This window comes from Microcystis sp. LE18-22.4A (assembly GCF_027531105.1).
Classification (GTDB): domain Bacteria; phylum Cyanobacteriota; class Cyanobacteriia; order Cyanobacteriales; family Microcystaceae; genus Microcystis; species Microcystis aeruginosa.
In genome coordinates, this window is the sequence record NZ_JAPZRB010000303.1 from 1 (window position 1) to 25,080 (window position 25,080).

25 protein-coding genes and 3 pseudogenes are annotated in these 25,080 nt (G+C 41.3%); 17 read left to right on the forward strand and 11 right to left on the reverse strand.

Going from position 1 to position 25,080, the window contains the following annotated elements; translation table 11 throughout:
• From O9295_RS13725 to O9295_RS13765, 9 genes and pseudogenes are all read left to right on the forward strand, one after another.
• Positions 1–256 (forward strand): annotated as a pseudogene (locus O9295_RS13725) (lipase family protein); the annotation flags it as partial.
• Positions 257–437: 181 nt separating this feature from the next.
• Positions 438–1,862, forward strand: coding sequence for a phosphatidylinositol-specific phospholipase C domain-containing protein (locus tag O9295_RS13730; RefSeq protein ID WP_288033352.1), 1,425 nt, complete (start codon positions 438–440; stop codon positions 1,860–1,862).
• A 179-nt stretch (positions 1,863–2,041) separates the two neighbouring features.
• Positions 2,042–3,346, forward strand: a complete 1,305-nt coding sequence (locus O9295_RS13735) for a hypothetical protein (protein WP_288033354.1) — start codon at positions 2,042–2,044, stop codon at positions 3,344–3,346.
• Between the two features lie 123 nt (positions 3,347–3,469).
• Entirely contained in the window at positions 3,470–3,928 is a 459-nt protein-coding gene (locus O9295_RS13740) for a hypothetical protein (protein WP_288033356.1), read from the forward strand.
• Between the two features lie 88 nt (positions 3,929–4,016).
• Positions 4,017–4,451: a glycoside hydrolase domain-containing protein gene (locus O9295_RS13745; RefSeq protein ID WP_288033379.1), complete on the forward strand. Its 435-nt coding sequence runs from the start codon at positions 4,017–4,019 to the stop codon at positions 4,449–4,451.
• 325 nt (positions 4,452–4,776) lie between these two features.
• Complete coding sequence (locus O9295_RS13750) at positions 4,777–5,793, forward strand: linear amide C-N hydrolase (RefSeq protein ID WP_061430149.1); 1,017 nt, start codon at positions 4,777–4,779, stop codon at positions 5,791–5,793.
• A gap of 168 nt (positions 5,794–5,961) precedes the next feature.
• Positions 5,962–7,227 (forward strand): metal-dependent hydrolase family protein, encoded by a 1,266-nt coding sequence (locus tag O9295_RS13755; RefSeq protein ID WP_288033358.1) that lies wholly within the window; start codon positions 5,962–5,964, stop codon positions 7,225–7,227.
• On the forward strand, positions 7,227–8,249 hold the full coding sequence (locus O9295_RS13760; protein ID WP_288033359.1) for a CobW family GTP-binding protein: 1,023 nt from the start codon (positions 7,227–7,229) through the stop codon (positions 8,247–8,249). Before O9295_RS13755 ends, O9295_RS13760 begins: the two co-directional genes overlap by 1 nt.
• A gap of 271 nt (positions 8,250–8,520) precedes the next feature.
• Entirely contained in the window at positions 8,521–9,516 is a 996-nt protein-coding gene (locus O9295_RS13765) for a hypothetical protein (protein WP_288033361.1), read from the forward strand.
• A gap of 202 nt (positions 9,517–9,718) precedes the next feature.
• On the opposite strand, the pseudogene O9295_RS27405 reads toward O9295_RS13765, so the two are convergent.
• The 3 genes and pseudogenes from O9295_RS27405 to O9295_RS13775 form a co-directional block, all read right to left on the reverse strand.
• Positions 9,719–9,898 (reverse strand): annotated as a pseudogene (locus tag O9295_RS27405) (hypothetical protein).
• 92 nt (positions 9,899–9,990) lie between these two features.
• Positions 9,991–10,581, reverse strand: a complete 591-nt coding sequence (locus tag O9295_RS13770) for a DUF4276 family protein (RefSeq protein ID WP_288033362.1) — start codon at positions 10,579–10,581, stop codon at positions 9,991–9,993.
• Positions 10,581–11,765, reverse strand: coding sequence for an AAA family ATPase (locus O9295_RS13775; protein ID WP_288033363.1), 1,185 nt, complete (start codon positions 11,763–11,765; stop codon positions 10,581–10,583). Before O9295_RS13775 ends, O9295_RS13770 begins: the two co-directional genes overlap by 1 nt.
• 239 nt (positions 11,766–12,004) lie before the next feature.
• Between O9295_RS13775 and O9295_RS13780 the strand changes: the two genes are divergently transcribed.
• Complete coding sequence (locus tag O9295_RS13780) at positions 12,005–13,141, forward strand: geranylgeranyl reductase family protein (protein ID WP_288033364.1); 1,137 nt, start codon at positions 12,005–12,007, stop codon at positions 13,139–13,141.
• Here the strand turns inward: O9295_RS13780 and aroB are convergent.
• Both aroB and O9295_RS13790 read right to left on the reverse strand, forming a co-directional pair.
• Positions 13,118–14,218 carry a 3-dehydroquinate synthase gene (gene aroB / locus O9295_RS13785; RefSeq protein WP_288033365.1) on the reverse strand — a complete coding sequence of 367 codons (1,101 nt, stop codon included), beginning with the start codon at positions 14,216–14,218 and terminating at the stop codon, positions 13,118–13,120. The genes O9295_RS13780 and aroB overlap by 24 nt on opposite strands.
• A 310-nt stretch (positions 14,219–14,528) precedes the next feature.
• Complete coding sequence (locus tag O9295_RS13790; RefSeq protein ID WP_288033366.1) at positions 14,529–14,924, reverse strand: hypothetical protein; 396 nt, start codon at positions 14,922–14,924, stop codon at positions 14,529–14,531.
• Positions 14,925–15,338: 414 nt separating this feature from the next.
• Here O9295_RS13790 and petN point away from each other — a divergent pair, with 414 nt between their 5' ends.
• Genes petN through O9295_RS13810 form a run of 4 tightly spaced genes read left to right on the forward strand, consistent with a single transcriptional unit; the run spans position 15,339 to position 18,390 of the window.
• Positions 15,339–15,428, forward strand: a complete 90-nt coding sequence (gene petN / locus O9295_RS13795; RefSeq protein ID WP_012265708.1) for a cytochrome b6-f complex subunit PetN — start codon at positions 15,339–15,341, stop codon at positions 15,426–15,428.
• 16 nt (positions 15,429–15,444) lie between these two features.
• Entirely contained in the window at positions 15,445–15,588 is a 144-nt protein-coding gene (locus O9295_RS13800) for a hypothetical protein (RefSeq protein WP_002736416.1), read from the forward strand.
• A gap of 42 nt (positions 15,589–15,630) precedes the next feature.
• Entirely contained in the window at positions 15,631–16,884 is a 1,254-nt protein-coding gene (sbcD, locus tag O9295_RS13805) for an exonuclease subunit SbcD (protein WP_288033367.1), read from the forward strand.
• A 60-nt stretch (positions 16,885–16,944) separates the two neighbouring features.
• Positions 16,945–18,390, forward strand: a complete 1,446-nt coding sequence (locus O9295_RS13810; RefSeq protein ID WP_288033368.1) for a serine/threonine-protein kinase — start codon at positions 16,945–16,947, stop codon at positions 18,388–18,390.
• Positions 18,391–18,396: 6 nt separating this feature from the next.
• On the opposite strand, the gene O9295_RS13815 is transcribed toward O9295_RS13810, so the two are convergent.
• The 5 genes from O9295_RS13815 to O9295_RS13835 all read right to left on the reverse strand — a co-directional run bounded on the left by O9295_RS13815 (position 18,397) and on the right by O9295_RS13835 (position 22,816).
• Positions 18,397–18,849 (reverse strand): ATP-binding protein, encoded by a 453-nt coding sequence (locus O9295_RS13815; protein WP_288033369.1) that lies wholly within the window; start codon positions 18,847–18,849, stop codon positions 18,397–18,399.
• Complete coding sequence (locus O9295_RS13820) at positions 18,836–19,831, reverse strand: anti-sigma factor antagonist (RefSeq protein WP_288033371.1); 996 nt, start codon at positions 19,829–19,831, stop codon at positions 18,836–18,838. The genes O9295_RS13815 and O9295_RS13820 overlap by 14 nt, the downstream gene beginning before the upstream one ends.
• A gap of 113 nt (positions 19,832–19,944) precedes the next feature.
• Positions 19,945–20,595: a DUF3318 domain-containing protein gene (locus O9295_RS13825; RefSeq protein ID WP_002756971.1), complete on the reverse strand. Its 651-nt coding sequence runs from the start codon at positions 20,593–20,595 to the stop codon at positions 19,945–19,947.
• Positions 20,596–20,928: 333 nt separating this feature from the next.
• Positions 20,929–21,558 carry a ribonuclease D gene (locus O9295_RS13830; protein WP_061430160.1) on the reverse strand — a complete coding sequence of 210 codons (630 nt, stop codon included), beginning with the start codon at positions 21,556–21,558 and terminating at the stop codon, positions 20,929–20,931.
• Between the two features lie 268 nt (positions 21,559–21,826).
• A complete protein-coding gene (locus O9295_RS13835) occupies positions 21,827–22,816 on the reverse strand; it encodes a CAP domain-containing protein (protein WP_147069599.1) in 990 nt (329 codons plus the stop codon).
• A 91-nt stretch (positions 22,817–22,907) separates the two neighbouring features.
• On the opposite strand from O9295_RS13835, the pseudogene O9295_RS27860 reads away from it, so the two are divergent.
• Positions 22,908–23,024, forward strand: a pseudogene (locus tag O9295_RS27860) (helix-turn-helix domain-containing protein); the annotation flags it as partial.
• Between the two features lie 268 nt (positions 23,025–23,292).
• Entirely contained in the window at positions 23,293–23,679 is a 387-nt protein-coding gene (locus O9295_RS13845; protein ID WP_190719495.1) for a hypothetical protein, read from the forward strand.
• Positions 23,680–23,770: 91 nt separating this feature from the next.
• On the opposite strand, the gene O9295_RS13850 is transcribed toward O9295_RS13845, so the two are convergent.
• Entirely contained in the window at positions 23,771–24,529 is a 759-nt protein-coding gene (locus O9295_RS13850; RefSeq protein WP_288033374.1) for a GAF domain-containing protein, read from the reverse strand.
• A 193-nt stretch (positions 24,530–24,722) separates the two neighbouring features.
• On the opposite strand from O9295_RS13850, the gene O9295_RS13855 reads away from it, so the two are divergent.
• Positions 24,723–25,080, forward strand: a 358-nt coding sequence (locus O9295_RS13855) for an RNA-guided endonuclease InsQ/TnpB family protein (RefSeq protein ID WP_288033376.1), incomplete at its 3' end; no start/stop codon positions are given.

The window sequence follows — 25,080 nt, forward strand, 5'->3', positions numbered from 1 at the left end:
TAGTCAAATTCAAAAAGTGAAAAACTGTAATTATCTGGCGTTAAATCCCAGCACTTTTGCCATGAAAGGTAAATGTGGCGTTTTTTCTCAACCGCAAACAACTCCCCTGAAGCAATTTCTGCAAGAAGCCTATTTTCAGCACATTCAAGCTTATTTCAATCTTCTGGAAATTGACTGGCCGCTGACGGAAAATGTGGCTGATTCTCTCACGCTAACAGAGCAAGATTTAGATGATATTGCCACTAAGTTAAGCTAATTATTCTATCGCTAAACAGTCGGCAGTGGGAATCGGCACGACTGTAAATGGGGAGGAACAGAAAGGGAAAATAATTAAATTATTTACTTCTCTGACCTCTCAAGTAATTATCTTTAACTGTAACTCAATTAACGACTTTAAAAAGTCAACAATACTCATCTTCATCAAGGAGAAAATTATTATGGGTGCTGGATTTCACATACAAATTGTCAACGCTACGCCATATAACATCAATCAAGTAAAATCCCACAGTTACCAGATGGAGTGGGATCCATCTTCTCAGATTAGTCCTAATTCCTTTACTCAATTTTATGCTGAGTTTAAAGAAACAGTAGGTCATGACAGTATAGATGATGCGGGTGATGTTGAATATACCCTTGAGGAGGTAAGTAACTTTAACTTTACAATTAGTGCTAAAAAGAGTGGAGTTCACGGACTATCAACGCCTGTCCCCTCAGAAGCAGGTTATGGGGTTTTAGTTGAATGGCAAAATATTCCCAATGGTCTTTTTGTTTATCCTACTCCAGATACTACTAATACATCTGCTGTAGGATGGATTCATGATGGAGTAGTAACGATCGCCCTTGGTTATTTCCCTGGTAATACCCAAAGCCAAATTAGTCCTTATCCAACCCCTAATTATGGCAGTGGCGGATTAGCAGATGATCAAAGTGTGTTACGTCCTTCCGTATTACACTGGGCTAATAATTGGATGGAATTATTTGCCCCTTGTATTCAAAACCTTTGTCTCAATGAGTTAACCCTGCCTGGTACTCACGATGCTTCAACTTATTGCGCTGGTAGTATTAGCCAATCATGGGTACAAACTCAATACCAAAACATCAATCAGCAACTTAGTCAAGGTATTCGCGCCCTTGATCTCAGGTTAATGCTTAGTAGTGGCTCAGGGGATAATCAATTTGTTATGTGTCACGGGAGTTTTGCTCTCCCCCTGACTTTAGTAGATTTTCTCAATCAAGTAACGCAATTTTTAGCTGATAATCCCCAAGAATTTGTTATTCTTGACTTACATGATTTTGAGGGAAATTGGACAAGCCAAACCTATCAAGATTTATCTAATCTGATTATCAACACTATTGGACAGGATAAATTAATTCCGCCCTCTGGTATTTCTCAACCCTTAAAAGACCTTTGGCAAACTACTGGCCGAGTTATAGTTGGCTCTCTCGAATTTCCTGATAGTATGTCTGATTGGTTAGCACAAAATACACCCTTTTGGAGCAGTTCTATTAAACAATATTGGTGTGGTACAAGTGTAACTGTTTGGTCAGACGTGCAGAGTTATTTACAACAACAAATTGACGCTATCAACCAACCTAATAATTTTCTCTGGTCATTAATGGCTCAGTATAATTATGAAGGTGCTTATGGAGTACCAGCTAATGTGCCTAAAGAACTCTCTAGCTTTTTCGCTGGTTTAAATGGCATCAAATCTAACATTATTGCCACTGATTGGTGGAATCGTGTCAATACTAGCACCGGACAACTAGAAACCAATGTCAATAATTTTTCTGCTCTCATTAATGGAGTCCCTTTAAACATTTTAAAAGGGTATCGACGGGCAAATAACTTACCCCTATGGTAACTGCCATTAGATAGGTGATCGCCCCTAATTGAGCCTAGTTATCCTAAATCTCTGATACAGTCGGCAGTGGGAATCGGCACGACTCTAAATGGGGAGGAACAGAAAGGGAAAATAATTAAATTATTTACTTCTGACCTCTCAAGTAATTCCCTTTAATTTCAACTCAAAAGGAGATAATCATGTCTTTTCCCTACACTCAATGTATTTCGGCAATCACTATTCCTGCTGGTGAATATAAGAACTATACTTTTGTCGTCGCTGCTTACCAAAGTGGGATCTCGGTTGGGCAATTTTCACCGAATCCAACCCCACCAAGTTATACTTTAGGGGGGGTGAGTAATCTTGATAATAATGGTGCCAGTACCACTGCTATTGAGTTTCTGCTTGATTACAGCAACACTGACTATTCACCACCTTACTATTTTGTGTACGGATCTGAAGACGAGAATATTTGGCTTAATAGCATTAATCCCGCTACTGGAGGCAGCCACTTCACAAGTAGTAATGTCACGACTCAGATCGCTTCGGAAAAACAACCCGATGCGCCAATTGCCAGACTTTTCTATTATTTCCCCGAAAGCCTTCTTTACGTGGCAGCGTCTAATGGCAACCTCTACTGGTATTCAGTCACTTGGTCTTCTGACGGCAAGCCGAGCTTGTCTTATGTGGGTTCAAACACATCTTATAACGGAGATGGAGATTATGAACCGTCTGGAGCGCCCATATCTCTGACCTTTTTCCCAGCGGGGACGCTAACTAATTACGATTGTCTGTTACTCGGCGGTGTGAAAGAAGCTACGTGGGTTATGTTCAATGCTCAGAACCCATCTTCAACTCCTCACCTTTTCAGTTGTCCCACCGGGGCATTTGAAGGTACTGCAATTGCAACTGGTATTTGTAAAGGACCAGAGGGCATTTACTGGTCAACCGGATACAGTTTAAACTATATGGACTATGGGAACTATGGCTCCTTGAACTCTGTTATTTGGACAGTACCCAGTGACCAGGCCATTTTATCTTTGGCCTACTCACCAAACGCCGGTAATGCAGATCCGGGATATTATCCAAAGGGAGCAATCTTTATTGCCACGGCTCCGCCCGTCCCCTCTAATTCCTCTATGGGCAGTATCTGGGTTGTTGATGTCAGTAGTAACACGGTAGGCAATGCCCCACAACAGTATCAAACCATCTCAGGGTCCCCTTGGGCGATCATTGCTGATGCCAATCTGAATTATATGTGTGCAACTGGTTCATGTGGTGTTTTCCTGAGTACCCTAGCCGCTTATAATCCCAAGTCAAATCTTCCTGAGAATGGGATGTTAGTCCCCAATGTCGTGTCTAGTGGTGTGCATGATCCCTGGATGGGCGATCTTGTTTCCGCCGCCGCCTTGGTTTTTGGTGTGGTGACAGAGGATCCAGTTGCCGTCGGTTGGGCCGTCGCTGGTATTGTGACTGAAGAAGTCGATTCCCAAACGGGTTATTAAGCGAATAGGACGCTATAGTACCAGTTGGTTGGTGTGAGAAAAAAAAACAAACTTTCCTCAACCAACCTAACAGGCTTTTTCATCAACAAAACTTAATCAAATCTTCAAGGAGGTCATCAATCTATGGTTTTATACCGATGCAAAGAAAGCTATACTATCACCGTCAAAAATGAAGATGGATCTTTGTTTTGGGATTTTAATAACTTTCCTTGCGATTTTGTTGGAGACAGACAGGGTGAAGCTTATATTGGAACCATTTCTTTTAAGTTTAAACCCTACAATATACCTCTGGTGTTTGCCAATGCTAGATTGTTTTCTGTCTTGGGTTTTGATGATCCCTCTTGGGTGGGAAGTGCCTTAGATATTCGTCTCTGCTTTGCGGATAAGAATGGGATGCAGTCTATTACTTTAATCCCCAATAAAACGGCAGGTTTTGATGTAATTGAAGACAGCGAACGTTGTAACATCCTTCGTCATGTCTATAATAGTCGTTCCTATTTTGAAATTCTGTTAGGTAGTACACAAGAAAAGGCGGATACAGATACCATTTGGCTACATACTATGAATGTCTATCAAGACTAACCATTACAGCGGATTCGCTAACTATGTGGCACGGCCAAATCCTGACATTAGACCTCTTGTAAAAGTAGGTTCGTAGTTATCTCGTGTTATCTCGTTCCCAGGTTCTACCTGGGAACAAGAAAGTAGGGGGGCATTCTACGGGGACAATGGGGCAAATAATGCTATTAGCGTGGGTTTTCCTGGGAAAGTAAATGTTTGGTTAGACTTGGAAGGAATTAGTTCTGAAGTTTCAGCCGAAGCGGTAATTCAATACTGCACCAATTGGTATAATGCTATCGCAGGAGCGGGTTATTTACCCGGGTTATATGTGGGGGCTAATTCAATTTTGAATAGTCAGCAACTTTATGATTTGCCTTTTCAACATTATTGGCACTCAGAAAGTACCGTTCCCCCAGGGGCGGTTCGCAGTTATAAAATGGTGCAATATTACGTTGCTGAACTGGTTAATGGCATTGGCATTGACCAAGATATTACCTATATTGATAACGACGGCGGTGTGCCTCAATGGTTAATCTTAAGCTAAGTTTAATCTTTGGATAATTGATTTAACGGTTGAAAATGTGTATATTGGTATTGTGTTCCATTGCAGTTAAGTTTTAATCCAACAGGAACTAATTTATCACTACCCTTAATTCAACCTGATTGGGTAAAAGTATTAGTCCCTAATGAGGCTAACTAATCGTCATAATCTCTAGGGGAAGGCTTCTCCTGAAACTGGAACCCAACAGACAATAGCCCAAGCCAAAATCTGATCGGGATTTTCAGGCTTTGAGTATTTCAGGATGAGCAATCCAAAATCGAAATTGACTTTTCGTTTTGACAATTTCTTTGGTAAGGTATCAACACTTATGTGTACGAATTTTGCTTTATATTCAACGGGAGCTAACACCCCCTACCGGATTACCGCTCGCACGATGGATTTCGCCGCGGATTTAATGACCCAACTCAAAGTTATTCCCCGTGGTAAATCCTTTCCTGAGCTAGTGTTAACACCTCTCACCAATCCCGTTAAATGGACTAATCAATACGGTTATGTCGGGATGGAATGCGGCCCAGAAGGAGTCAAACAAATTACCGATGGTTTGAATGAAGTGGGTGTGTCCGTCGGTTTATTATGGTTAGCCGATAGTCAATATCCCACCGCAGAATCAGCCAAAAATCCCACCATTTATAATATTTGTTTAGGAGATTGGATTTTAGGGAATTTTGCCAGTGTTGCGGACTTAAAATCTGCCCTACAAAATGTCACAGTTATTAACATTAAAGAGCGTGTTCCCGTGCGTTTTGTGTTACATTATGTTGTGAGCGACAACACTGGGGCTAATTTAGTTATTGAGTTTACCAATGGGCAAATGCAGACCTATGAACCGGCTAATGGCGTAATGACCAATGCTCCCCCCTATCCCTATCACTTAGACAATTTAAGTAATTATGTCAATTTGAGCCTGACGAATAACGCCCAAGTTTGGTGGGGACAGGAAATTAATGGCAGTGGTTGCTTGGGAATGCCTGGGGATTATACGGCTCCTTCTCGTTTTATTAAGGCGACCATGTTACAGCAATCTACGCAAAACTATACCCCAGAAAATCAGGAGCAAGCAATCGGTTTGGCCCTGCGAATTTTACAAAACTTTGCTACTCCCAAAGGCTCAGTAGTGGAAGTCAATGGGGGCAAATTAGATTATACTCAGTGGGGGGTTGTGCGAGATCACAAAAATTTGGTTTATCACTTCTTTACCCAGTTTAATAACAATACTTTTGCTATTGATCTGAGTAAGATTAATTTTCAAACGGTTAAACCCAATGGTATCTCGATTGAACAATCGAATTGGATGACCGACATTACAGCGAATCTGAAAGATTGATTGATAATGTATCTCGTTCCCCAGTTTTACTACAGCCTTTCTCAGATAGATGAGGTACAATAGCAACAGTGTGTGAACCAATTAGGAAGGTCTTTTTCCGAGACTTGCTTAAAAGCCTCTTCCAAACTAATCAAAACGCTGAAAAAATTAACAACAGGAGAAACAACGATGACTGGTACTAATTCCACTAGCCCAAATTATGTAATCGTCACCGATCAATATTGGGATGGTTTGGCTGATAATCCCCTTGGTGCCACGGAAATTCGCGTCGAAAATGGGAATATCACTGCGATCGCTACAACAGTCGATCACAGCAACGCTGAAATTATTCAACTAAAAGGACACACCGTTACCCCTGGTTTCATTGATTGTCATGTTCATATCACCTTCTGTGAAGGGGATCCTACAATTCCAGAAAATCCTTATATGGTGACAGTGCCATTAATGACCCTTTATAGCTTAAATCCCCTGAAAATACTGTTAATGAACGGTTTTACTACTGTAAGGGAAGTGGGTTGTCCCGATCCAGAATTTATTACCGTCGATCTCAAAAAAGCGATCGCCAATGGCTGGATTATTGGACCAGATCTATTGGTAGCACCTCACCTGATTTCAGCCCAAGGAGGACATGGTGATTTTACCTCTTTAGTTGCTTTTCAGTTCAGACCAGAAAAATTTGAAGTAGCAGACGGAACAGCAGAAATTATCCGCATAGTACGGGAAGAAATTCGCTCAGGAGCAGATTGGATTAAATTCTGTGCCACAGGGGGTTTTAGCTCTCCTACGGATGATCCGAGTCAAACCACCTATTCCCAAGAGGAGATGAATATTCTGGTTAGTACCGCCAAAGATTTCGGTATTTCTGCTTGTCCTCACGCTTATGGAGGGGAAGGGGTTCAACGTGCTGTTAATGCGGGGGTACGTTCCATTGAACATGGTAATCTTGCCAGTTCCGAGACTTTGCAATTGATGGAAGAGAAAGGAGTTTATCTGGTACCAACTCAATACACTGTTTTAGAAAAAGCTCGCAATGCTAATAATCCTGAATATTGGCAAAATCGTTCTCCTTGGCAACACGCTAAATATCAAAAATATGCCTCTCAACTGATTGCTTGTGCTGATAATTTAGCTAAAAGTAACGTTAAGATTGCTTTTGGTACTGATGCGGGAACTTTTCCTCATATAGATAACTGGAAAGAGTTTCCAGCGATGGTTCAAAATGGTATTACTCCTTTACGCGCTTTAAAAGCAGCAACTACTGTAGCGGCTGAATTATTAATGCAGCCGAATATTGGTGCGTTAGCGGTGGGGAAATTTGCTGATATTATCGCTATGCTGGGTAATCCTTTTGAGGATATTAATGTTACTGGTCAAGTTGATTTTGTCATGAAACGGGGAGTCATCTATAAACAACCATCGGGAGGACAAACATAATGGCTTTGTCATCAAATCTCTGGAAGATACCCGTAACACTGCTGACGGGTTTTTTAGGTGCGGGTAAAACTACTTTACTTAACTCCATTCTTAAGGGTAAAAGTGATCGCCGTTTCGGCATACTGGTCAATGATTTTGGTAGTCTTAATATTGATCAGATGTTAATTAAAAATAGAGACGATGATCTAATCACTCTTGAGGGAGGTTGTGTTTGTTGTAGTTTACAAAATAATCTGGTTAATTCCCTTCCCAAAATCCTATCTCTCCGTCCAGATCAGATCTTAATTGAAGCCAGTGGAATTGCTAACCCTTATACCCTGTTACAAACCCTAAAGCGTCCAGTTTTAAGTAGAATAATTCGCTTGGAAAGCATTATTACCCTAGTTGATGCGACCTATCTACCCCAAATTTGTGAACCATCTGGAAAAATTAACTATCAAGATTTGCTAATTGATCAAATTTCGGCTGCTGATATTGTGGTTCTCAATAAAATTGATTTGATTGATGAAAAAGCAGAAATTAATGCTAGTCAAATTATCCAAAAAATAGCACCTTGGGTGCGTTTGTTAAAAGGGAGTTATGGGGATGTTTCCCTAGATTTATTATTAGGATTTAGGGACTCATTTCCCGTTCGTTCTGTATCTAGTCAATTAAAATCTAATCACTCTGATAACTTTCATACTTGGAGTTATGAAAGTGTTCGCCCTTTTCAGTTATTAACCCTGGGAAAAATATTAGGGAAATTACCCGTAACTGTATGGCGAGCCAAGGGTATTTTATCTACTGTTGAACATCCCAATAGAGGAGTAATTTTGCAACAAGTGGGGCCGAGAATTACCTTAGAAATAGGCGAAGAATGGGGTAATAATCCACCCTTTACCCAATTGGTATTAATTAGCACGGAGGCAATGAATACAAAAATATTACAGCAGCAATTAGATAGCTGTTTAAGAGTAGAGGATTTTGAGGTAAATTTAAAAACTCAAACCAAAGATAATTTGATTTTAAGTAACGAAATGTAACAAATATATCACAATTATCCAGGGTCAAACGTTTTACTAATGTGACAACGAGAAAGTGGCTAGAAAGTTATCAAAAAACTGGGTTTAAAACCTCCTCCTTCTAGGGGAACTTTATGTTAGAATTTTAGTAATCTAGAAAACCCGCCCTATCATAGAGAAAATCCGGCAACGGATTGACCCTGAGCGTAGCCGAAGGGTCAACGTCGAGTAAGGGGAAGCTGGAGAGATAGCCTTTTCATTCTATTAATCAATCTAAAAAGTCCCAAAAAATATGATAACTTCGACTCCAGTTAAAAAAAATGACGATGTTAACGCATTAAATGCGGATATCAGGGAAATTTTATTAGAGGTTTTGCCGATAATTTCTCCTGAATTACAACTAGAAATCGCTAACTTAGTTCAACAGATTCATCATCTGAATTATTTGATTTATAAAAAAAGTAATAGCTGGAAAATTGGTTGGTTTATTTTTAACAATGATCCAACTAAATTTATTTTGTTATTAGAGGAAATTAAATATATATTGCTCATGGCAAAAACTAATAAAGTCGGAGTTGATGCTATTCGAGAATTCAGAATTAATCTAGAAAAGGAAATTAATCATAGTCGCTATTTTTTATGGGGACATATTTTAAATGGATTTAGTTCTATCTATTCTACAAGATCAGTCCCATTCAAAATATTTTTAGGTTTATCTATGACAACTTTTTTATCTATGATTGCCCTCAAATTTTCTGCTCAAGAAATTTACATATTTGATGATAATTTACACCAGAAACACTCTCAAGAGGAGGCACTTATTTCAAAACCATTACCTCAAGCAAACTCCCCAGTACCCATTCCTTCTAGTAGTTATTCAGAACAGTTAAAATCATCGAGTGATACGATAAATCCTAATCGGCATATATTTTATGGTTTAGTTTATGCGGCAACAGCAGGAGTGTTGGGAAGTGTTGCGAGTATTTTACTCAGAATTATCGACTTTACAGACAAAAAATATGACGACCCCCTCATTCCTCTTTTTATTGGTTTGTTTAGACCCTTAATTGGTCTAATTTTCGGTATTTTTATCTTTAGTTTAATTAGCTCAGATACGTTGATTAAAATTGATTTTATGATTACCCAGGATAAAAATTCTTCTAGTTTAATAACAAACAAAGCCCGTCAGGATTTATTTATCTTTTCCTGTGCTTTTTTAGTGGGATTTAGTGAAAGATTTGCCTCAGATTTACTTAAAAAAACTGAATCTGGATTAATTGAAAAATAATTTTATTGGCTAAATTATACGGATTTTTGCGGATTCAAGACATACAATAACAGCAGTGGGCAAAATAATTGCGGAGATCAAGAAAAGTGGGAAAGCCTCCTATCTGGAGTTGAGACTAACTCCCCCCAATCATACCCTACAGTCTAGTCCACTCAGAGGGGGACTATGGGGGAGGGGAAAATCAAGAGATAATCAGGTAAAGTTACTCAATTTGGCTCTTCGTTACTTGGTATGGTTCGATAGGGGGGCATAAATCGACTAAATCCTTATCTGGCAAGAGACTTAATTGATTAGTTCGCTCTAGATAAAAAACAATTGACAAAAATCGCTAAATGCCTTTCTCTATAAGAGTTCCATCCCTTATAACCCCCGTCAATTGCATAACACAAACCGAAGAGCCCTCAATTTTACCTTGATGACTAATACATATATAGGAGTTTACAAGCTTTTAATTATATTAGGTCGAGGTCTATTTTAGTTCTGGTTCGGATTGGGGCGTTGTATCATTTCCACAACATTTTTGATACCTTGGATAAAAGTTTGAAAACTACGCGATTTATTTTCAGTTAGGGAAAGATGGGGGGCAATCTGTTTAGAGTGGGTTCCTGCATAATACTCTTTCACTAGCTTTTTTAATTCTTGTTTGGCCGAGTTAAGCAGGTCCGGTTCTCTGTATTTACTTTTATTTTGTTTTTGGCCGAGAGTATTTAAATTATACGCCTTGGCTACCGCTGCTAAATCTCCCAGAAACCAAGATTCTAATTCATGGCAAATAATCCGAATTAAGACTTGAGCATCACTGGCATTTTGACAAATTTGCCCTAGTTTCTTTTTGAGTTCTTGACAATCGTGGGAGTCCTGATCATGGACAATAATAAATTTGGTATTGGGACTAGATTTATTGAAAGCTTTGAGTTTTATAGGAATAGATTTGGCTAGGTCTTGTTTACCTTGATGACTAATACATATATAGCTTATTTCTGGGGGAATAAGTTTAGGCAAAAGTTCTTCTAACACATTTTTTATAGATGACTCTTCTAACAAAAATACGATATCATAGTTCATTAGGGTTCTACTCCTTCAAACCAGCCTTGATTCCAAAGATAGCCGGGTAAATCGCCTTCCGCTACTAAGTTTTTGAGGATTTCGCTATCGGCAGCCCTATGGATTTGGGTGATACCTTGGGATTTAATTAGCCAGAAAATACTAGCTAGTGGAACCGCATTGATAAAATCGGGGGAGTGGCTAGAAACAAATACCTGACCCCCCTGATCGCTATAGTGGGCGAATTCTTCGGCTAGTTCTTTTAATAAAGTAGGATAAAGTTGGTTTTCTGGTTCTTCGACACAGAGTAGGGGATGAGGATTGGGATCGAATAGTAATATTAAATAAGCGAACATTTTCATAGTCCCGTCAGAAACATAGCGATCGATAAAAGGGTCTTTAAAGGCCTGATCTTGAAAACGTAAAATCAAGCGACCGTCTTCGGTTTCTTTGGCTTCCACAGAGGAAATACCCGGAACTCTTTGTTTCATTTTTTCGAGAATTTGCTGAAAAATTTTGGGATATTGTTGATAAATATATTGAGCAACTGTAGCTATATTGTCGCCAGTAGGGGATAAGTGTTCAGCATAAGATATTTCTTTACTTCCTCTAGCTTCGCTAATATGAAAGTCAGAAACGTGCCAATTTTCAATCAGAGAACGAAAGGCTGTAGCGGCTTTAAAACGTTGAAATTGTCCTAATCCTTTGATTGCTAGTATATCGTTAGATTCTAGCTGTTGTTCTTCTCGATCGAGTTCTTTATCCGGTTTACTAAAATCTTCTTCGTTGGTGATAGCATATCCTTGACCAAGTTTAAAATCTAAAAAATGAAAAGGTTTACCGTGTTCACCCCGTTTATAGCGAAGTATTTCGCGTTTGATAACGGGACGATTATTGTTTTGTCCAATTATAAGTATATAAGTAACCAGACGTTCTGTATCTAAGATTTTCATGGGAAATTGCAGCTCGATTTCAATATCTTCCTGTTCTTGACCTCTAGTGATAATTTCTCTATAACCGCCGCGAATTTGTAAGGCTTGGCGAATGTTGTTTTTAAGGGCATCTCGCAGAAACCCAAAAATATCAAATAGAGTAGATTTTCCCGTGCCGTTAGCTCCAATAATCACACAAAAAGGGGGAATATCTCTTATGTGTATATTTTTAAACATACGATAGTTTTTTATTTTAATAGAAACAATTTTCATGATATAATCGAGCCGTTATAGTTTTTTTGATTATACGATTGATCATGTGAAGATTGATCAATTAGTCAAAAAAGCCAGAGATTAGGTTCTCTTGGACATGGGGGGATAAATCAACTAGAAACTAGAGAGGCAAGCTCAACAATGACAGAATCCCCTCTGAGCGTCACCAGACTCAACACAAGTTGGACAAAATAGCGTAAATTGTCTATAAATTTGTTCAACGACTTAAATTAGTACAAATGTTTGACTGTATTATCATCGGTGCGGGACCAGCAGGAGCGACGGCGGGTTATCATCTAGCTAAAAAGGGGCGATCGATCCTGATCCTCGATAAAGCGAAATTACCCCGTTATAAACCCTGTGGTGGTGGGGTATCCCCAGCAATTAAGCAGTGGTTTGATTTTGATTTTACCCCCGTGATCGAGAATACCGTCACGCAAGTGGAGTTTACTTGGAAACAGGGGGATGCCGCCACCACTAAGTTAAATATGCTAGAACCGATGTGGATGGTACAAAGGGATCGTTTCGATGATTTTTTAGGTCAACAGGCGATCGCAGTCGGGGCAACCATCCAAGATAACAGCGAAGTTACCCAGATCAAATTCGTTCAAGATCACTGGCAAGTTACCACATCCCAAGGAACATTTTCAGGTAAATATCTGATTGCTGCCGATGGTGTTAAGGGTAATACCAGTCGCTGGTTGGGATTACCGGCGAAAAACGAAGCGATCGGGGCTACTCTGGAAATTACTAACGCAGAAGCGACTATTCCACCCCAAAAAGCTTTTTTTGATTTTGGTTCCCTAAAAAATGGTTATATCTGGGCTTTTCCCAAGTCTAATGGTTACACAATTAGCGGTGGTTGTTTTAAGGGCAGCATCAAATCCGAGGAGCTGAAAAAACAACTGTTAAATTATGCCCGTCAAAAGGGCTGGAATTTAGAGGATTATCGCTATAGTGAGTATGCTTTAGCCCTTTGGAACGGAAATAAACCGCTACACGCCCAAAATGCCCTAATTACAGGAGAAGCGGCGGGTATTCTCGATCCTCTCATCGGTGAGGGTATCCGTCCGGCAATTTTGACGGGAGTTAAGGCAGCCGAGGCGATCGATCGAGCTTTAGCCGGGGATAATCAGGCTTTAGCGGGCTATAGTCGGATAATTCGGGAAGAATGGGGGGAAGATATGGCTTTAGCGGCCAAATTAGCCGGTTTATTCTATCAATTTACCCAAATCGCCTACAATGTCGCCGTTAAACGCCCGATCGCCGGTCAACTGATGGGACGTATTCTCGTGGGAGATTTAAAATACCGGGATGTTACGCAACAAGCGATGCAACAATTGAAAAAGCTTTTACTGCCTGGATTCGGTTGGTGATAACACCTCGCGCACCAGGGTGGGGGTGACTCGATCGCTAATGGTGACTTGGCCGATCGCCGTTGGTAAAATAAATCTAACTTGGCCATCTTTAACCTTTTTATCGGCAGTGAGAGCATTTACCATCTCATCGGCATTTAAAGGCGGAATACGGGTTTCTAAGGCGGCTTTTTCGATTAGATCGGTTTGACGTTGATTTTCCCCGGCGGTCCACATTCCCAGTTTAACAGCGATCGCTCCTGCCGCCACCATCCCCAGAGCCACCGCTTCCCCGTGGTTAACGCTAGTATATCCCGTTAAACTTTCAATGCCGTGGGCGATCGTGTGACCATAGTTTAAGATCGCCCGCAAACCCGCTTCTTTTTCGTCTTTGCTTACCACATCTGCTTTAGCTTGGCAAGACTTTGTAATAATTGTTTGCAATAGCTCGCCATCGATCTGAGAAAAACTGGCTAAATTGTCCGAGTCTTCTAACTGTTGAAATAACTCAGCATCCCAAATTACACCGTATTTAATCACTTCTGCCATTCCTGCCCGAAATTCTCGCACGGGTAGAGTTTTAAGCACCCTAGGATCGATCAGCACTAATTTCGGTTGATAAAACGCCCCGATCAGATTTTTGCCCTGGGGATGATTGACACCAGTTTTACCCCCGATGGAAGCATCTACCATGGCTAACAAGGTGGTGGGAACTTGGACAAAATTAACGCCCCGTAACCATGTGGCTGCCGCAAATCCCGTCATATCCCCGATTACACCACCACCGAGGGCAACCATAGTCGAGGAACGTTCCAACCGGTGAGCGAGGGCGCTATCATAAACTTGGGCGATCGAATCGAGGGTTTTATAATTTTCGCCGGCGGGGATCAGATGAGTAAAAACGGCAAATCCCGCTTTTTCTAGGGAATTAACGGCTTTATGTCCGTAATAGTCAAAAATTTCGGGATTAGAAACCAATAAAACCTTTTTACCTAAGTTTAACTGGCTCATTTCTCCACCGAGATTAGCTAAACTGTCCTTCTCGATCAGAATATTATAGGAGCGATCGGGTAAATTAACGGGAATACAAATAGCCATAGGGTGTGGGGAAGTAGGGTGTGGGGTGTGGGGTGTGGGGTGTGGGGAATGGGGAAGTGGGGAAGTGGGGAAGTGGGGAAGTGGGGAAGTAAGGTGTGGGGTGTGGGGGAATGGGGAAGTGGGGAAGTGGGGAAGTGGGGTGTGGGGTGTGGGGTGTGGGGTGTGGGGTGTGGGGAAGTGGGGTGTGGGGAGAATAAATAAAATAATCTCCTGTCTCCTGACTCCTATCTCCTGACTCCTATCTCCTGACTCCTATCTCCTGACTCCTGACGACCGACTCCTGACTCCCGATAGCCGAAAAGATGATCGGTTATGGGCGCAGCTTAGTCAACTCTAACAGCAGACGAGAGGATAAAAAACAGATAAAGCTCTCTCCCAGAAAGAGACTTAATTGCCCACTGTCAGCGATCAAGTCTGTGGATAATTGTAGGGGAACTAGGCCGCGGACTAGGGCAAAAGCTGCTACTGTACCATCTTTGAGATGGGGATTATCATCGTTACGGACGACATAACGATAGGTGACACCGAAGAGAAATCCGCTAATTATCGCCCCGGATATCTTGACACAAGCGCCAATTACTGTGAGCGATTCCCCTAACAATAGTCGATCAACAATTAAAAATAGCAGATAGGGAACCAGGAAAGCCAGCGCTGAGATACTCCCCACCTGTATGGATTCGATTCTTTCCTTGAGCGTAATTTGCACGATCGCCTCTCTAAAACGGAGTCACTGATGAAGTATTATCGAAAATTTGGGTTGAAAACCTCGCCCTTTAGGGCGACTTTATGGTAGCATTAAATCGAGTCGTTGACTTTGGGAACGCAGGAAACAAGCGACACTCCGTAATCCCTAAATCTCTAACCATCACTGGTACAAAAGCTTTCATCCTAAGTCCACATGGTAAGAGCGAAAAACAATTAAATACTGTGGGACACACAGAAATTTACGCTTGGGGAGTAGTCTTTAAGAGTGCTTACCTTGTAGGTGTAGTCGGACTAGACATGAAACTGTAAGACCAAAATTAGCTTTGCTAGTAGCGGCAAGATTCAGCCCAAGAATCTCCGCACTTTTAGGGCGGAGAGTGTCAACTCCTAAGTAATTCGTTTAACAAAGGCAATTATGGATATTTTGACACTTGGTTGGGTTAGCATTCTCGCCCTGTTCACTTGGTCGATCGCCATGGTGGTTTGGGGTCGTAACGGTTTCTAGGTAATCTATAGATACCATGGAAACATCCTTGATTCTGAACACTCTCTTTCTAGTCGCCTTAATTCTCCTCGTTATCGTCAGTGGTGGCATTCTCTACCTGACGACTACAGAATGGCGCGATCGCCGTCGTCAAGATGGCGATAAAAAATTAGGAAAATAATCCCGAACAGGTGTACTTAATTACGCCTGTTTTTCCTTTACTATGATTAAAATACTGCACTTATCGGATATTCACATGGGGAGCGGTTTTTCCCATGGACGTTTAAATCCAAAAACGGGATTAAACACGCGTTTAGAGGATTTTATGGGCAGTTTAAGCCTTTGTATCGATCGGGCTATTGCCTCCCCTGTGGATCTAGTTCTTTTTGGGGGAGATGCCTTTCCCGATGCCACTCCTCCTCCCTTTGTTCACGAAGCTTTTGCCAGTCAATTCCGTCGTCTTGCCGATGCTAATATCCCGACGGTGTTATTAGTGGGTAATCACGATCAACATTCTCAGGGTAATGGCGGTGTCAGTCTCTCCATCTATCGTACCCTAGCGGTGCCTGGTTTTATTGTTGGCGATCGCCTGACCACCCATCGCATCACCACCCGCAACGGCGATATCCAAGTCATTACTTTACCCTGGTTAACCCGGGCCACTCTCTTAACCCGTCCCGAAACCGAGGGTTTATCCTTGAGTGGGGTAAATGAATTGTTAATTAACCGTTTGGAACCGGTTTTAGAAGGAGAAATTCGCCAATTAGATACAAGTGTACCAACAGTTTTATTAGCCCATTTAATGGCCGATCGAGCTAGTTTAGGAGCAGAAAGATTTTTAGCGGTTGGTAAAGGTTTTACTGTGCCTTTATCGCTGCTAAATCGTCCACAATTCGAGTACGTTGCCCTCGGTCATGTTCACAAACACCAAAATCTTAATCCTAGCAATGATCCGCCCATTGTCTATCCGGGTAGCATCGATCGAGTGGATTTTAGCGAGGAAAAAGAAGATAAAGGCTATGTTTTAATAGCAGTGGCTAAAGGAGAGGTTAAATGGGAATTTTGTCCTTTACCCGTGCGTCCTTTCCGTTCCATCGAAGTGGATGTTTCCGAGGCAGAAAACCCCCAAAAAGAATTGCTGAAAGCTCTCAAAAAACACGATATTCAGGAAGCAGTTATCCGCTTAGTTTATAAAATTCGCAGTGAACAATTAGAACTAATCAACACCAATCAGCTTGACGAAGCGTTAAAAACTGCCCATAGTTATAGTATTCGGGCGGAATTAATTAGTCAATTAACCCGTCCCCGTTTACCGGAATTAGGGGTGGGTAATCAATTAGATCCGATGGAGGCGTTAAAAGCTTATATCGATAATAAGACAGATTTGCGCGATATTGTCGATGATATGTTAGAGGCAGCCCAGCTTTTATTAAATCAACAGCCAGAAATTTGGCTAGAGGAAGAAACCTCGATTTAGCTATCAGTTATCAGTTTACTGCTCACTGAAACATCTTCCCTATCCCTCTTTGAACTAACAATGAGTTTATGTCTTAATCCCGATTGTCTATATAACAATGGTCCTACAGATAAATTCTGTCAAAAATGTCGCTTTCAATTATTACTAAAAGATCGTTATCGTGCTATAAAATTAATTGGTCAAGGAGGTTTCGGTAAAACTTTTCAAGCAATTGATGAGGATAAACCTTCTAAACCTTATTGTGTGATTAAACAATTTTTTCCTAGCGCTCAAGGTAGCAATGCTCTCAAGAAAGCGGCGGAATTATTTAAAGAAGAAGCGATTAGTTTAGATAATCTCGGTCAACACCCACAAATTCCCTCCCTCTATGCCTATTTTACCAGCAATGATGGGCGACAATATCTTGTTCAAGAATATATTGAGGGAGAAAATCTAGAACAAGAATTACAAAGCGAGGGAGTTTTCAATGAGGAAAAGATCAAACATCTTTTATTGGAAATTTTGCCAATTCTTGATTTTATCCATGCTAAAAGAGTCATTCATCGGGATATTAAACCAGCTAATATAATTAGGAGACGCAGCGATAATAAAATAATTTTAGTGGATTTTGGTGCCTCTAAATTCATGCCCATTGCTAACCTTTCCCTGACAGGAACAGTGATCGGTTCGGCGGGATATATCGCTCCAGAACAAAGTAATGGCAAAGCGATTAATAGCAGTGATTTATATAGTTTGGGAGTCACTTGTATCTATTTATTAACGGGAATATCTCCCTTTGAATTATTCGATGTGAGTGAACATGAATGGCTATGGAGAAAGCACCTGATTAATAATCCTGTTAGTGTTGAATTAGGTAAAATTTTAGATAAATTAATTGAATTTGGCACCAAAAAACGTTATCAATCAGCCGGGGAAGTCCTGCAAGAGTTAGCAGTCAAATTAGCCTTCGTGATTCCGCCAAAACCCCGATCACAGAATACAATTCAAGAAACGGTTTTGCCAGTTTTTCCAGCCGCCACCAGGGAGGAAATTAACCTCAAAAGTGCCAAGGAAATTGATTACACTAACCTACGGGATTTCTTAGCGCAAGAAAAATGGCAAGAGGCAGATCAAGAAACGGCTAATCTCTTCTTAAAAGTTGCCGATCGAACTAAAGAAAAATATCTTAAGATAGAAGACATAGATAACTTTCCCTGTGAAGATTTAGCCACTATCAATCAACTCTGGTTAAAATATAGTCAGGGAAAATTCGGTATATCTGTTCAGAAAAGAATCTATGAAAGTTTGGGAGGAAGCAGCAATTATGATCAACAAAAATGGAACGCTTTTGGAACAAAAGTCGGTTGGCGAGTTAATAACAAGTGGTTATACTACGATCAAATTACTTTCTCTCTCAAAGCACCCTGGGGACATCTCCCCACCCTTGTGTGGGGTGTGGGGGGTGGGATAATTCTTTTTTCTCGTCTGGAAACCTGTGCCATGGACGGAGTTTCTAGCAGGGGATAAATTGACTTAAAAACTTTTCTGGAGAATTAAACAATTTCTCCCTTCGCCAGTGCGGATATATTGTAAAGTATCAGTAAGAGAACGCATAAAAATTAATCCTCGATCGCTTTCCATTTCCAAAGGTGCGAGGGGATGTTGTTGTAGAGAATCGAGTTTGGCTTGCAGATCAAAAGGTTGACCGTGATCCCATATTCTTATTTCTAGAGAATGGGACTTTAAAGTTAATTCTAGATCGATCGGTGTAGTCGGTGGTAAATGTTGGTGAGCGTAACGGACAGCATTAGTAAATCCTTCTGCTAAAGCCACCTTACACTGCCAAAGCACCGAGTCAGGTAGAAAGGAACTGCCGTGAGATTCAAACCATTGTAGGACTGGGATTAAAGCTGCCAATTCCGTCCGGACTTGTAGATAGAATTGGAGGGGGGAAGAAGGGGAATTTAAGACTTCAGAAGGCACCACTGTTTTTTTGAAAGAGAATCAAAATTGTTTTAAAAATCAGTTGTAGATCGTAGCCTAAACTCCAATTTTCTTGATAGCGCAAATCTAGTTGAATTACCTCTTCAAAATTACTCACCCGAGAACGACCATTCACCTGCCATTCTCCCGTCATACCGGGTTTTACATCTAAACGTTGCCATTGGGGAACATCGTAGCGTTCCACCTCATCGGGGGTGGGAGGACGAGTGCCAACAAGACTCATTTCACCGGTGATCACATTCCAAAACTGGGGCAATTCGTCTAAACTGGTGCGACGTAAAAATTTTCCTACCTGGGTAATCCGGGGATCATTTTTATTTTTAAAAAAAGCTCCCTCCGCTTGATTAGGGATTTTATCCTTGAGTGCTTCTGCATCCACACACATGGAACGAAACTTAAGAATTTTAAATTCCTTTCCCAACCAACCGCAGCGGGTTTGACTGAAAAAAATTGGCCCCGGACTGTCTAACTTAATAGCAATAGCAATGGGGACAAAAATAACCCCCGTGATTAATAAACCCACGATCCCACCAACAATGTCAAGACCGCGCTTTAACCAACTGCGAATCGAGGGATGAGTTTCCGGTAGATGGTTTTCATTGGCAGTAAAGCCCTTTTCTTGGGCTGCTAGGGGGGAGGTTTGGAAAGTGAATAATTGATCTAGTCCCGTAATCGATAAAACCCCCATCACTGGGGGATGGACGTTAGCCAGCACTAACTCGATATTTTTTTCCCTAGCCGCTTTGAGATTATGGACTAAAGCACCCACACCACTACTATCCATAAATTGAGTGGCATTTAGATCAAGAATGACTTTTTCGGGAGTGGGTGTTTGGGCGATGAGATGGTGAAACAAATCCTTGAACTGTACTGCTTCCAAGACAGTCAAGCGATCCGGCATCCGCAAAACCGGATACTCCATCGGAATGATCAGAAAACGTGTTTCAGGAATTTGGGAAGTCATCGACACAAAGAGGTGGTTTGATAGATGAGCAAGGCCTGTTGACCTACCTAATGTTTACTACACTTTTCCCCAAATACCAATGGGTAATGTCAGAGATTACCTGTGATCATCGGCTAACGAATCTCACCTAGGGGCGGACGGCCTTGGGTTTGGGCTTTCGCTTTGGCTGCACTCTTTCTCAGCGCATCTAAACGGGTCTCATAACGCTTACGCAGACGACGGTTGGGCGTTTGTTCAATTAGGGTTTTAAAGGCACTGCCTAGGCTCTTGTAGGCGTTGGGGAGAGAATAACCGAAACGGGTGGCCAAGGCGATCGCTTTTTCATCGGCTTCGATCGCTTCTTTGAGAATTTTATCGCCATTATTTTTGCGCCAGAGACGATAACCGGAAATCCCACATAATCCCATAGCCAAAAGCAATAATAACCCGTCCTGTACCCATAATTCCCCCACTGCACCACCTAAGCCAATAGCGAGGGCGGCCATTTCCCAGCCTTCCCGGGGAATACTATCATTTTGAATCCTGGCGACTTCATGCCAAAAGAGCAAATTACGCTGATCGATGGCTAAATTTTCCCATTTGGCTAAATCTATCTGAATTTCTACCTCATCTCTGCCAATTTCTTCACAACGGATCAGGGGGGGATTAACCTCTGTGGAACCTTCTACCGTTACCCAACTTTGTAATTCTGGAGGTAGTAGGGTTTTTAGGCGCCGAAGTTCGCTCATTTCGGCTCGTGCAGAGGAGGCCGCATAAGATGTCATAGATTTTTTACCTATTCTCTACCAATGACGATGATTTCTATTTTCGATCATAGCGGTCTTTTTTGTAATCTTGGCAGCTTTGGGCAGTAGGAACTATTTTCAGTGATCAGTGGGGGAAGTGGGGGAAGTGGGGGAGTGGGGAGTGAGAAGTGGGGGAGATGGAGATAAGCAATCCATAACTGGGTTTTTAAAGTTCGATTGGGAGTCAATCATACTAAGTAGGTGGGTGTTAAAAATTGTCAGATACCCCCCTTATTAAGGGGGTATTAAGGGGGGATCAAAGACAAAATCTCTCTTCTATTTACTTATTAAATAGACTGTAACTTGTGCTGGCTAATGCTCAAATATATCTTTGTATTGCTGTAAATCTAAAGCGGTGAAGATGGGGATACAACTAAAGCATTTTTGGGCTAATTCCCATCTTTCTTCCCTTTGCATCATCACCATCAATTTATCTCGCACTGACAGTAAATAGCGCACATCGTTAGCGGCGTAACTCAGTTGTTGTGGGGTAAGATTAGCGGCATTTCCCCAATCAGAACTCTGAGCGGTTTTGTCTAATTCTATGCCTTCCAATTCCTGCACGAGACTTTTTAAACCGTGACTGCTGGTATAAGTCCGAGCCAGTTTACTGGCGATTTTGGTACAGAAAATCGGTTTAGTGGCAATGCCGAAAGTATGGGATAATTGAGCCACATCAAAACGGGCGAAATGAAAGACTTTTTCTATCCGCTCATCTTCCATGACCTTTTTGAGATTAGGAGCCTCTGTTTGCCCCCTAAAAACCCGAATGGCAGTGACAAAACCACTGGGATCACAGAGTTGAATTAAACACAGTCGATCGCGCCCCGGTATTAATCCCATAGTTTCTGTATCTACAGCGATCGAATTAACCCCTAGATAACGGGATAATAGGTCATCGCTTAAATCTCGATCGCACACTTGAAAATTGTCTAAGTTCATATAGTTAGAAGATAGGAGACAGGAGACAGGAGACAGGAGGGAAATTTGTAATGCTTTTGCCTATCGCACGACTGCCTTTATTTCCCTGATAAGTAGTTGGACAAAAGTAAAGTTAACTGTGGGGTAAGGAGTCGGTCGTCAGTAAGAATTGCGGCAATTTACATTTCTTAAGATAGACCACAGAATTTATGTCCGACTACTTAAATGATAACTGATAACTGATGTTAAAAACTGGTAATTAAATTTAAGTATCATCGGGGGGATTTTGTCAACGCTTTTTAACAAAAAGTTGTGTAAAATAATATTCACCAACATTATTTTTAGCGATACCGATACCGGTGAGATTATAATCACCAACCATATTTTTTTGATGGCCGGGGCTATTAATCCAACCCTTGACGGCAACGCTAACGGGGTCAGGATATCCCTTCATAAAAGCCAAATTTTCGCCCATTTTTTCTAAAGGAATCTTCCTTTGTACTGCCTTGACTCTTCCCGCAAAACCATCATGACTAAAAGGAGCCTGTTTATGGGCCATTTTTTGACTAAATAAGCGAGCTTCATGACTAATACGAGCATCGAGACGTAGGGGCGGTAAATTTTGAGAAATTCGGTAGCGATTAACTTGATAATTAGTGTTTTCTTCGAGGGTAATTAAAAAAGATTGATTCTGGATAGGATCGTAGCTAAGGGAATTAGTAGAAACAGGAGCGGATTGACGTTTTAGAAATATTTGAGTAAAGTACAATTTTCCTTGATTATCCGTCGCTACTCCAATCCCGGTACTATCAAAATCTCCCTCCATATTTTTCCGATGACCTTGACTTTTAATCCAGCCATCCACAGCAATCATTACCGGGTCATCATAACCTTGATTAACTGCCACATTTTCCCCCACCGCTTCATAGGGAACCGAAACACCAATAGTTTGCGCTCTTTTGTCAAAATCTTGATGACTAAAAGGAACTAAACCCGCGGCCATACGTTGGCTATGTAATCTTGCCTGTTGCGAAATTGCCCGATTTAACAGTAGGGGAGATAAATTGCGAGATAGACGATAGCGATTGACCTGTTGATAGATTTTATTCTCTAAAACAAGTAAAGTTGCCGCATCTAAAGGAGAGGGAGAAGGAGCGGGAGAGAAAGATGGCACGAGTTCCGTAAAAGAGCTATAGTTTAAGGCACTACAGGCCATTAAACTTGTCGATACAAGCATCAAAATTCCTAACCGATAAGGTTTCTTAAAAAAACTTTTCATCAAAAAAATTGGGTCTGAAACCCCGCCGTTCTAGGTTGGATTTACTGTTAAATACTAGCGCATTTACAGGATATATGCCAGAAGGTCAGGTATGGGGAAAGCCGATCGCTACCGATTTTACCCAACACCAGAACAAGAGTCGCTATTGCGGCGCACCTTGGGCGGTGTAAGATTAGTTGACAATAAAGCTCTCCATGTCAGAACACAGAGAAATCACAGCGAAGGGGTTTTAGTTGAATTGCCCCATTTCCCCATTTTCCCAGTCCTGGTGGCGACCCGATGACCAGAGGGGGTAAATCTGTTAAGGCAGCTGCGAAACCAGGCAAAGGACCCCAAACAGAAACCCAAATCGTCAGGTTTGGAAATCACCGTCCGGCCCCGGCGGTGAGGATATCAACTTTTTGGTGCCAGGGTCAAGACTTGTTAAGATCGATCAAGCCGCTCGCTCAAATTTATCACTCCTGTGGCTCTCATTTATGGTAATCGACTTTCTGCCCTTCACTATCAATATTTCCCCGGCCTTTATTGCCGGTAGCTGTCTCTGGTCTTTAGCATTGTATCTGGGGTTAGCTGGGGTGCGAAATTGGTTTATAGAAATTTTCTATCGCTGGTTTAATTTTGCCGAGCGTTTCCTCTATACTTCCCTAGAGGAGTTTGAAAAAACTCGCGTCGCCAGAGAATCCCAAAATGCTTTTTATGCCTCTATCTTTAGTATTATTCCCTTTCTCATTCTCGGCGGTTTCTCCGATTGGTTAATCGAGATTAGTTTAGGAAAAAGTTGGCCGATTAGTGTCGGTATTCTCGCCTGTGTTGCCTGTGGTGTCTATGAATTAGGACGGCAGGACGGCAGCGGTAATCAGTAAACAACGGTCAATTAAGCTGTTAACTATCTCAATTACTCCTTAAGACGCTACTGGAGTGGCAAGTTAGTCGATTTTAACCCTTGACTAGCGCTCAATCTTTTCCTTCCAGACGATTTTTATGTTTATTAAGGGTCTTTTGTAGTAAATTCAAAACCTCATTAGCAATCTCAATAACTTGATGGGTTCCAAAACCGGCCTGAGTTAATTCTTTAAAAAAAGCCTTAGCGACAATTTTGGCTAATTTCGGGGGATAAGGAGGGACAGCGATCAAATGTTCGGACTGAATTTCTGCTATTTCTCTAGTCACTGCCATCGCCACAAAACGAGATTTTAACATCCCTTGCAAATGAAAAATTTGCAGGGATTGGGCAGCCTGTTGAGCGAATAACTGCAAGATTTCTAAATCTAATGGTTCAAAATGTTTTTTGTCTAGGGGAAAACTGAGATTAATTACTCCGATTACCTGCTGATTCAGAATAATCGGTACGGATATAAAACTATTATTATTTGCTCTTTTGGGATAAGGGGCTGCACTGGAAAATGGCGATCGAGTGATATCCTTAATTAGTAAAGGTTTTCCTGTGACCGCTACAGTGTCGGCAATAACTTGATCGAGTTTAATTATTTCTTGATCAGCCAAAGGTGATAGCTCATCATAATGGGCAAAAACTTCTAGATAATCGGTAATTTCCCCTTTTGATTCCTGTGGAGAGCTTAACATAATTGAACAGTGCCGCGCTCGCAATTGATGAGCGCTCATACTAGCTATTTTCCGAAAAATATCTTCGAGATTTTCCTCGACATTCAAGACAAGAGCCAGAGCCGTTAATTTGGGGTTAAAATTATCCATGTATTCAATCACTTATTCAGTCCGAGTTTAGGCTTTCAGGGTGAGGGTGACATTCCCCATCTCCCTGTTTGTCTGAGTCTATAGCTTGCCATAGCATCTCATCGAAAATTTTGGGTCTGAAACCCCGCCGTTTTACGGCGGCTTTGCTGTTAAATATTAGCACATTTACGAAATATATGCTAAAATGTGAGACATGGAAAAAGCCTACTCGTTTCGATTTTACCCAACACCCGAACAAGAGTCGCTATTGCGGCGCACATTGGGCTGTGTAAGATTAGTTTACAATAAAGCTCTCCATCTCAGAACACAAGCATGGTACGAAAGACAAGAAAGAGTAGGCTACGCTCAAACTTCTTCAATGCTAACCGAGTGGAAAAAACAAGAAGAATTAGAGTTTTTAAACGAAGTTAGCTGTGTACCCTTACAACAAGGGTTAAGACATTTACAAACAGCTTTTACTAATTTCTTTGCTGGTCGTACTAAGTATCCTAACTTTAAGAAAAAACATCAGGGAGGAAGTGCCGAATTTACCAAATCTGCTTTTAAATTTA

Bases quoted from the DNA above. Each gene is read 5' to 3' on its own strand.
- O9295_RS13730 (WP_288033352.1), top strand. From the start codon at position 438: ATGGGTGCTGGATTTCACATACAAATTGTCAACGCTACGCCATATAAC.
- O9295_RS13735 (WP_288033354.1), top strand. From the start codon at position 2,042: ATGTCTTTTCCCTACACTCAATGTATTTCGGCAATCACTATTCCTGCT.
- O9295_RS13740 (WP_288033356.1), top strand. From the start codon at position 3,470: ATGGTTTTATACCGATGCAAAGAAAGCTATACTATCACCGTCAAAAAT.
- O9295_RS13750 (WP_061430149.1), top strand. From the start codon at position 4,777: ATGTGTACGAATTTTGCTTTATATTCAACGGGAGCTAACACCCCCTAC.
- O9295_RS13755 (WP_288033358.1), top strand. From the start codon at position 5,962: ATGACTGGTACTAATTCCACTAGCCCAAATTATGTAATCGTCACCGAT.
- O9295_RS13760 (WP_288033359.1), top strand. From the start codon at position 7,227: ATGGCTTTGTCATCAAATCTCTGGAAGATACCCGTAACACTGCTGACG.
- O9295_RS13765 (WP_288033361.1), top strand. From the start codon at position 8,521: ATGATAACTTCGACTCCAGTTAAAAAAAATGACGATGTTAACGCATTA.
- O9295_RS13770 (WP_288033362.1), bottom strand. From the start codon at position 10,581: ATGAACTATGATATCGTATTTTTGTTAGAAGAGTCATCTATAAAAAAT.
- O9295_RS13775 (WP_288033363.1), bottom strand. From the start codon at position 11,765: ATGAAAATTGTTTCTATTAAAATAAAAAACTATCGTATGTTTAAAAAT.
- O9295_RS13780 (WP_288033364.1), top strand. From the start codon at position 12,005: ATGTTTGACTGTATTATCATCGGTGCGGGACCAGCAGGAGCGACGGCG.
- aroB (WP_288033365.1), bottom strand. From the start codon at position 14,218: ATGGCTATTTGTATTCCCGTTAATTTACCCGATCGCTCCTATAATATT.
- petN (WP_012265708.1), top strand. From the start codon at position 15,339: ATGGATATTTTGACACTTGGTTGGGTTAGCATTCTCGCCCTGTTCACT.
- O9295_RS13800 (WP_002736416.1), top strand. From the start codon at position 15,445: ATGGAAACATCCTTGATTCTGAACACTCTCTTTCTAGTCGCCTTAATT.
- sbcD (WP_288033367.1), top strand. From the start codon at position 15,631: ATGATTAAAATACTGCACTTATCGGATATTCACATGGGGAGCGGTTTT.
- O9295_RS13810 (WP_288033368.1), top strand. From the start codon at position 16,945: ATGAGTTTATGTCTTAATCCCGATTGTCTATATAACAATGGTCCTACA.
- O9295_RS13820 (WP_288033371.1), bottom strand. From the start codon at position 19,831: ATGACTTCCCAAATTCCTGAAACACGTTTTCTGATCATTCCGATGGAG.
- O9295_RS13825 (WP_002756971.1), bottom strand. From the start codon at position 20,595: ATGACATCTTATGCGGCCTCCTCTGCACGAGCCGAAATGAGCGAACTT.
- O9295_RS13830 (WP_061430160.1), bottom strand. From the start codon at position 21,558: ATGAACTTAGACAATTTTCAAGTGTGCGATCGAGATTTAAGCGATGAC.
- O9295_RS13835 (WP_147069599.1), bottom strand. From the start codon at position 22,816: ATGAAAAGTTTTTTTAAGAAACCTTATCGGTTAGGAATTTTGATGCTT.
- O9295_RS13845 (WP_190719495.1), top strand. From the start codon at position 23,293: ATGGTAATCGACTTTCTGCCCTTCACTATCAATATTTCCCCGGCCTTT.
- O9295_RS13850 (WP_288033374.1), bottom strand. From the start codon at position 24,529: ATGGATAATTTTAACCCCAAATTAACGGCTCTGGCTCTTGTCTTGAAT.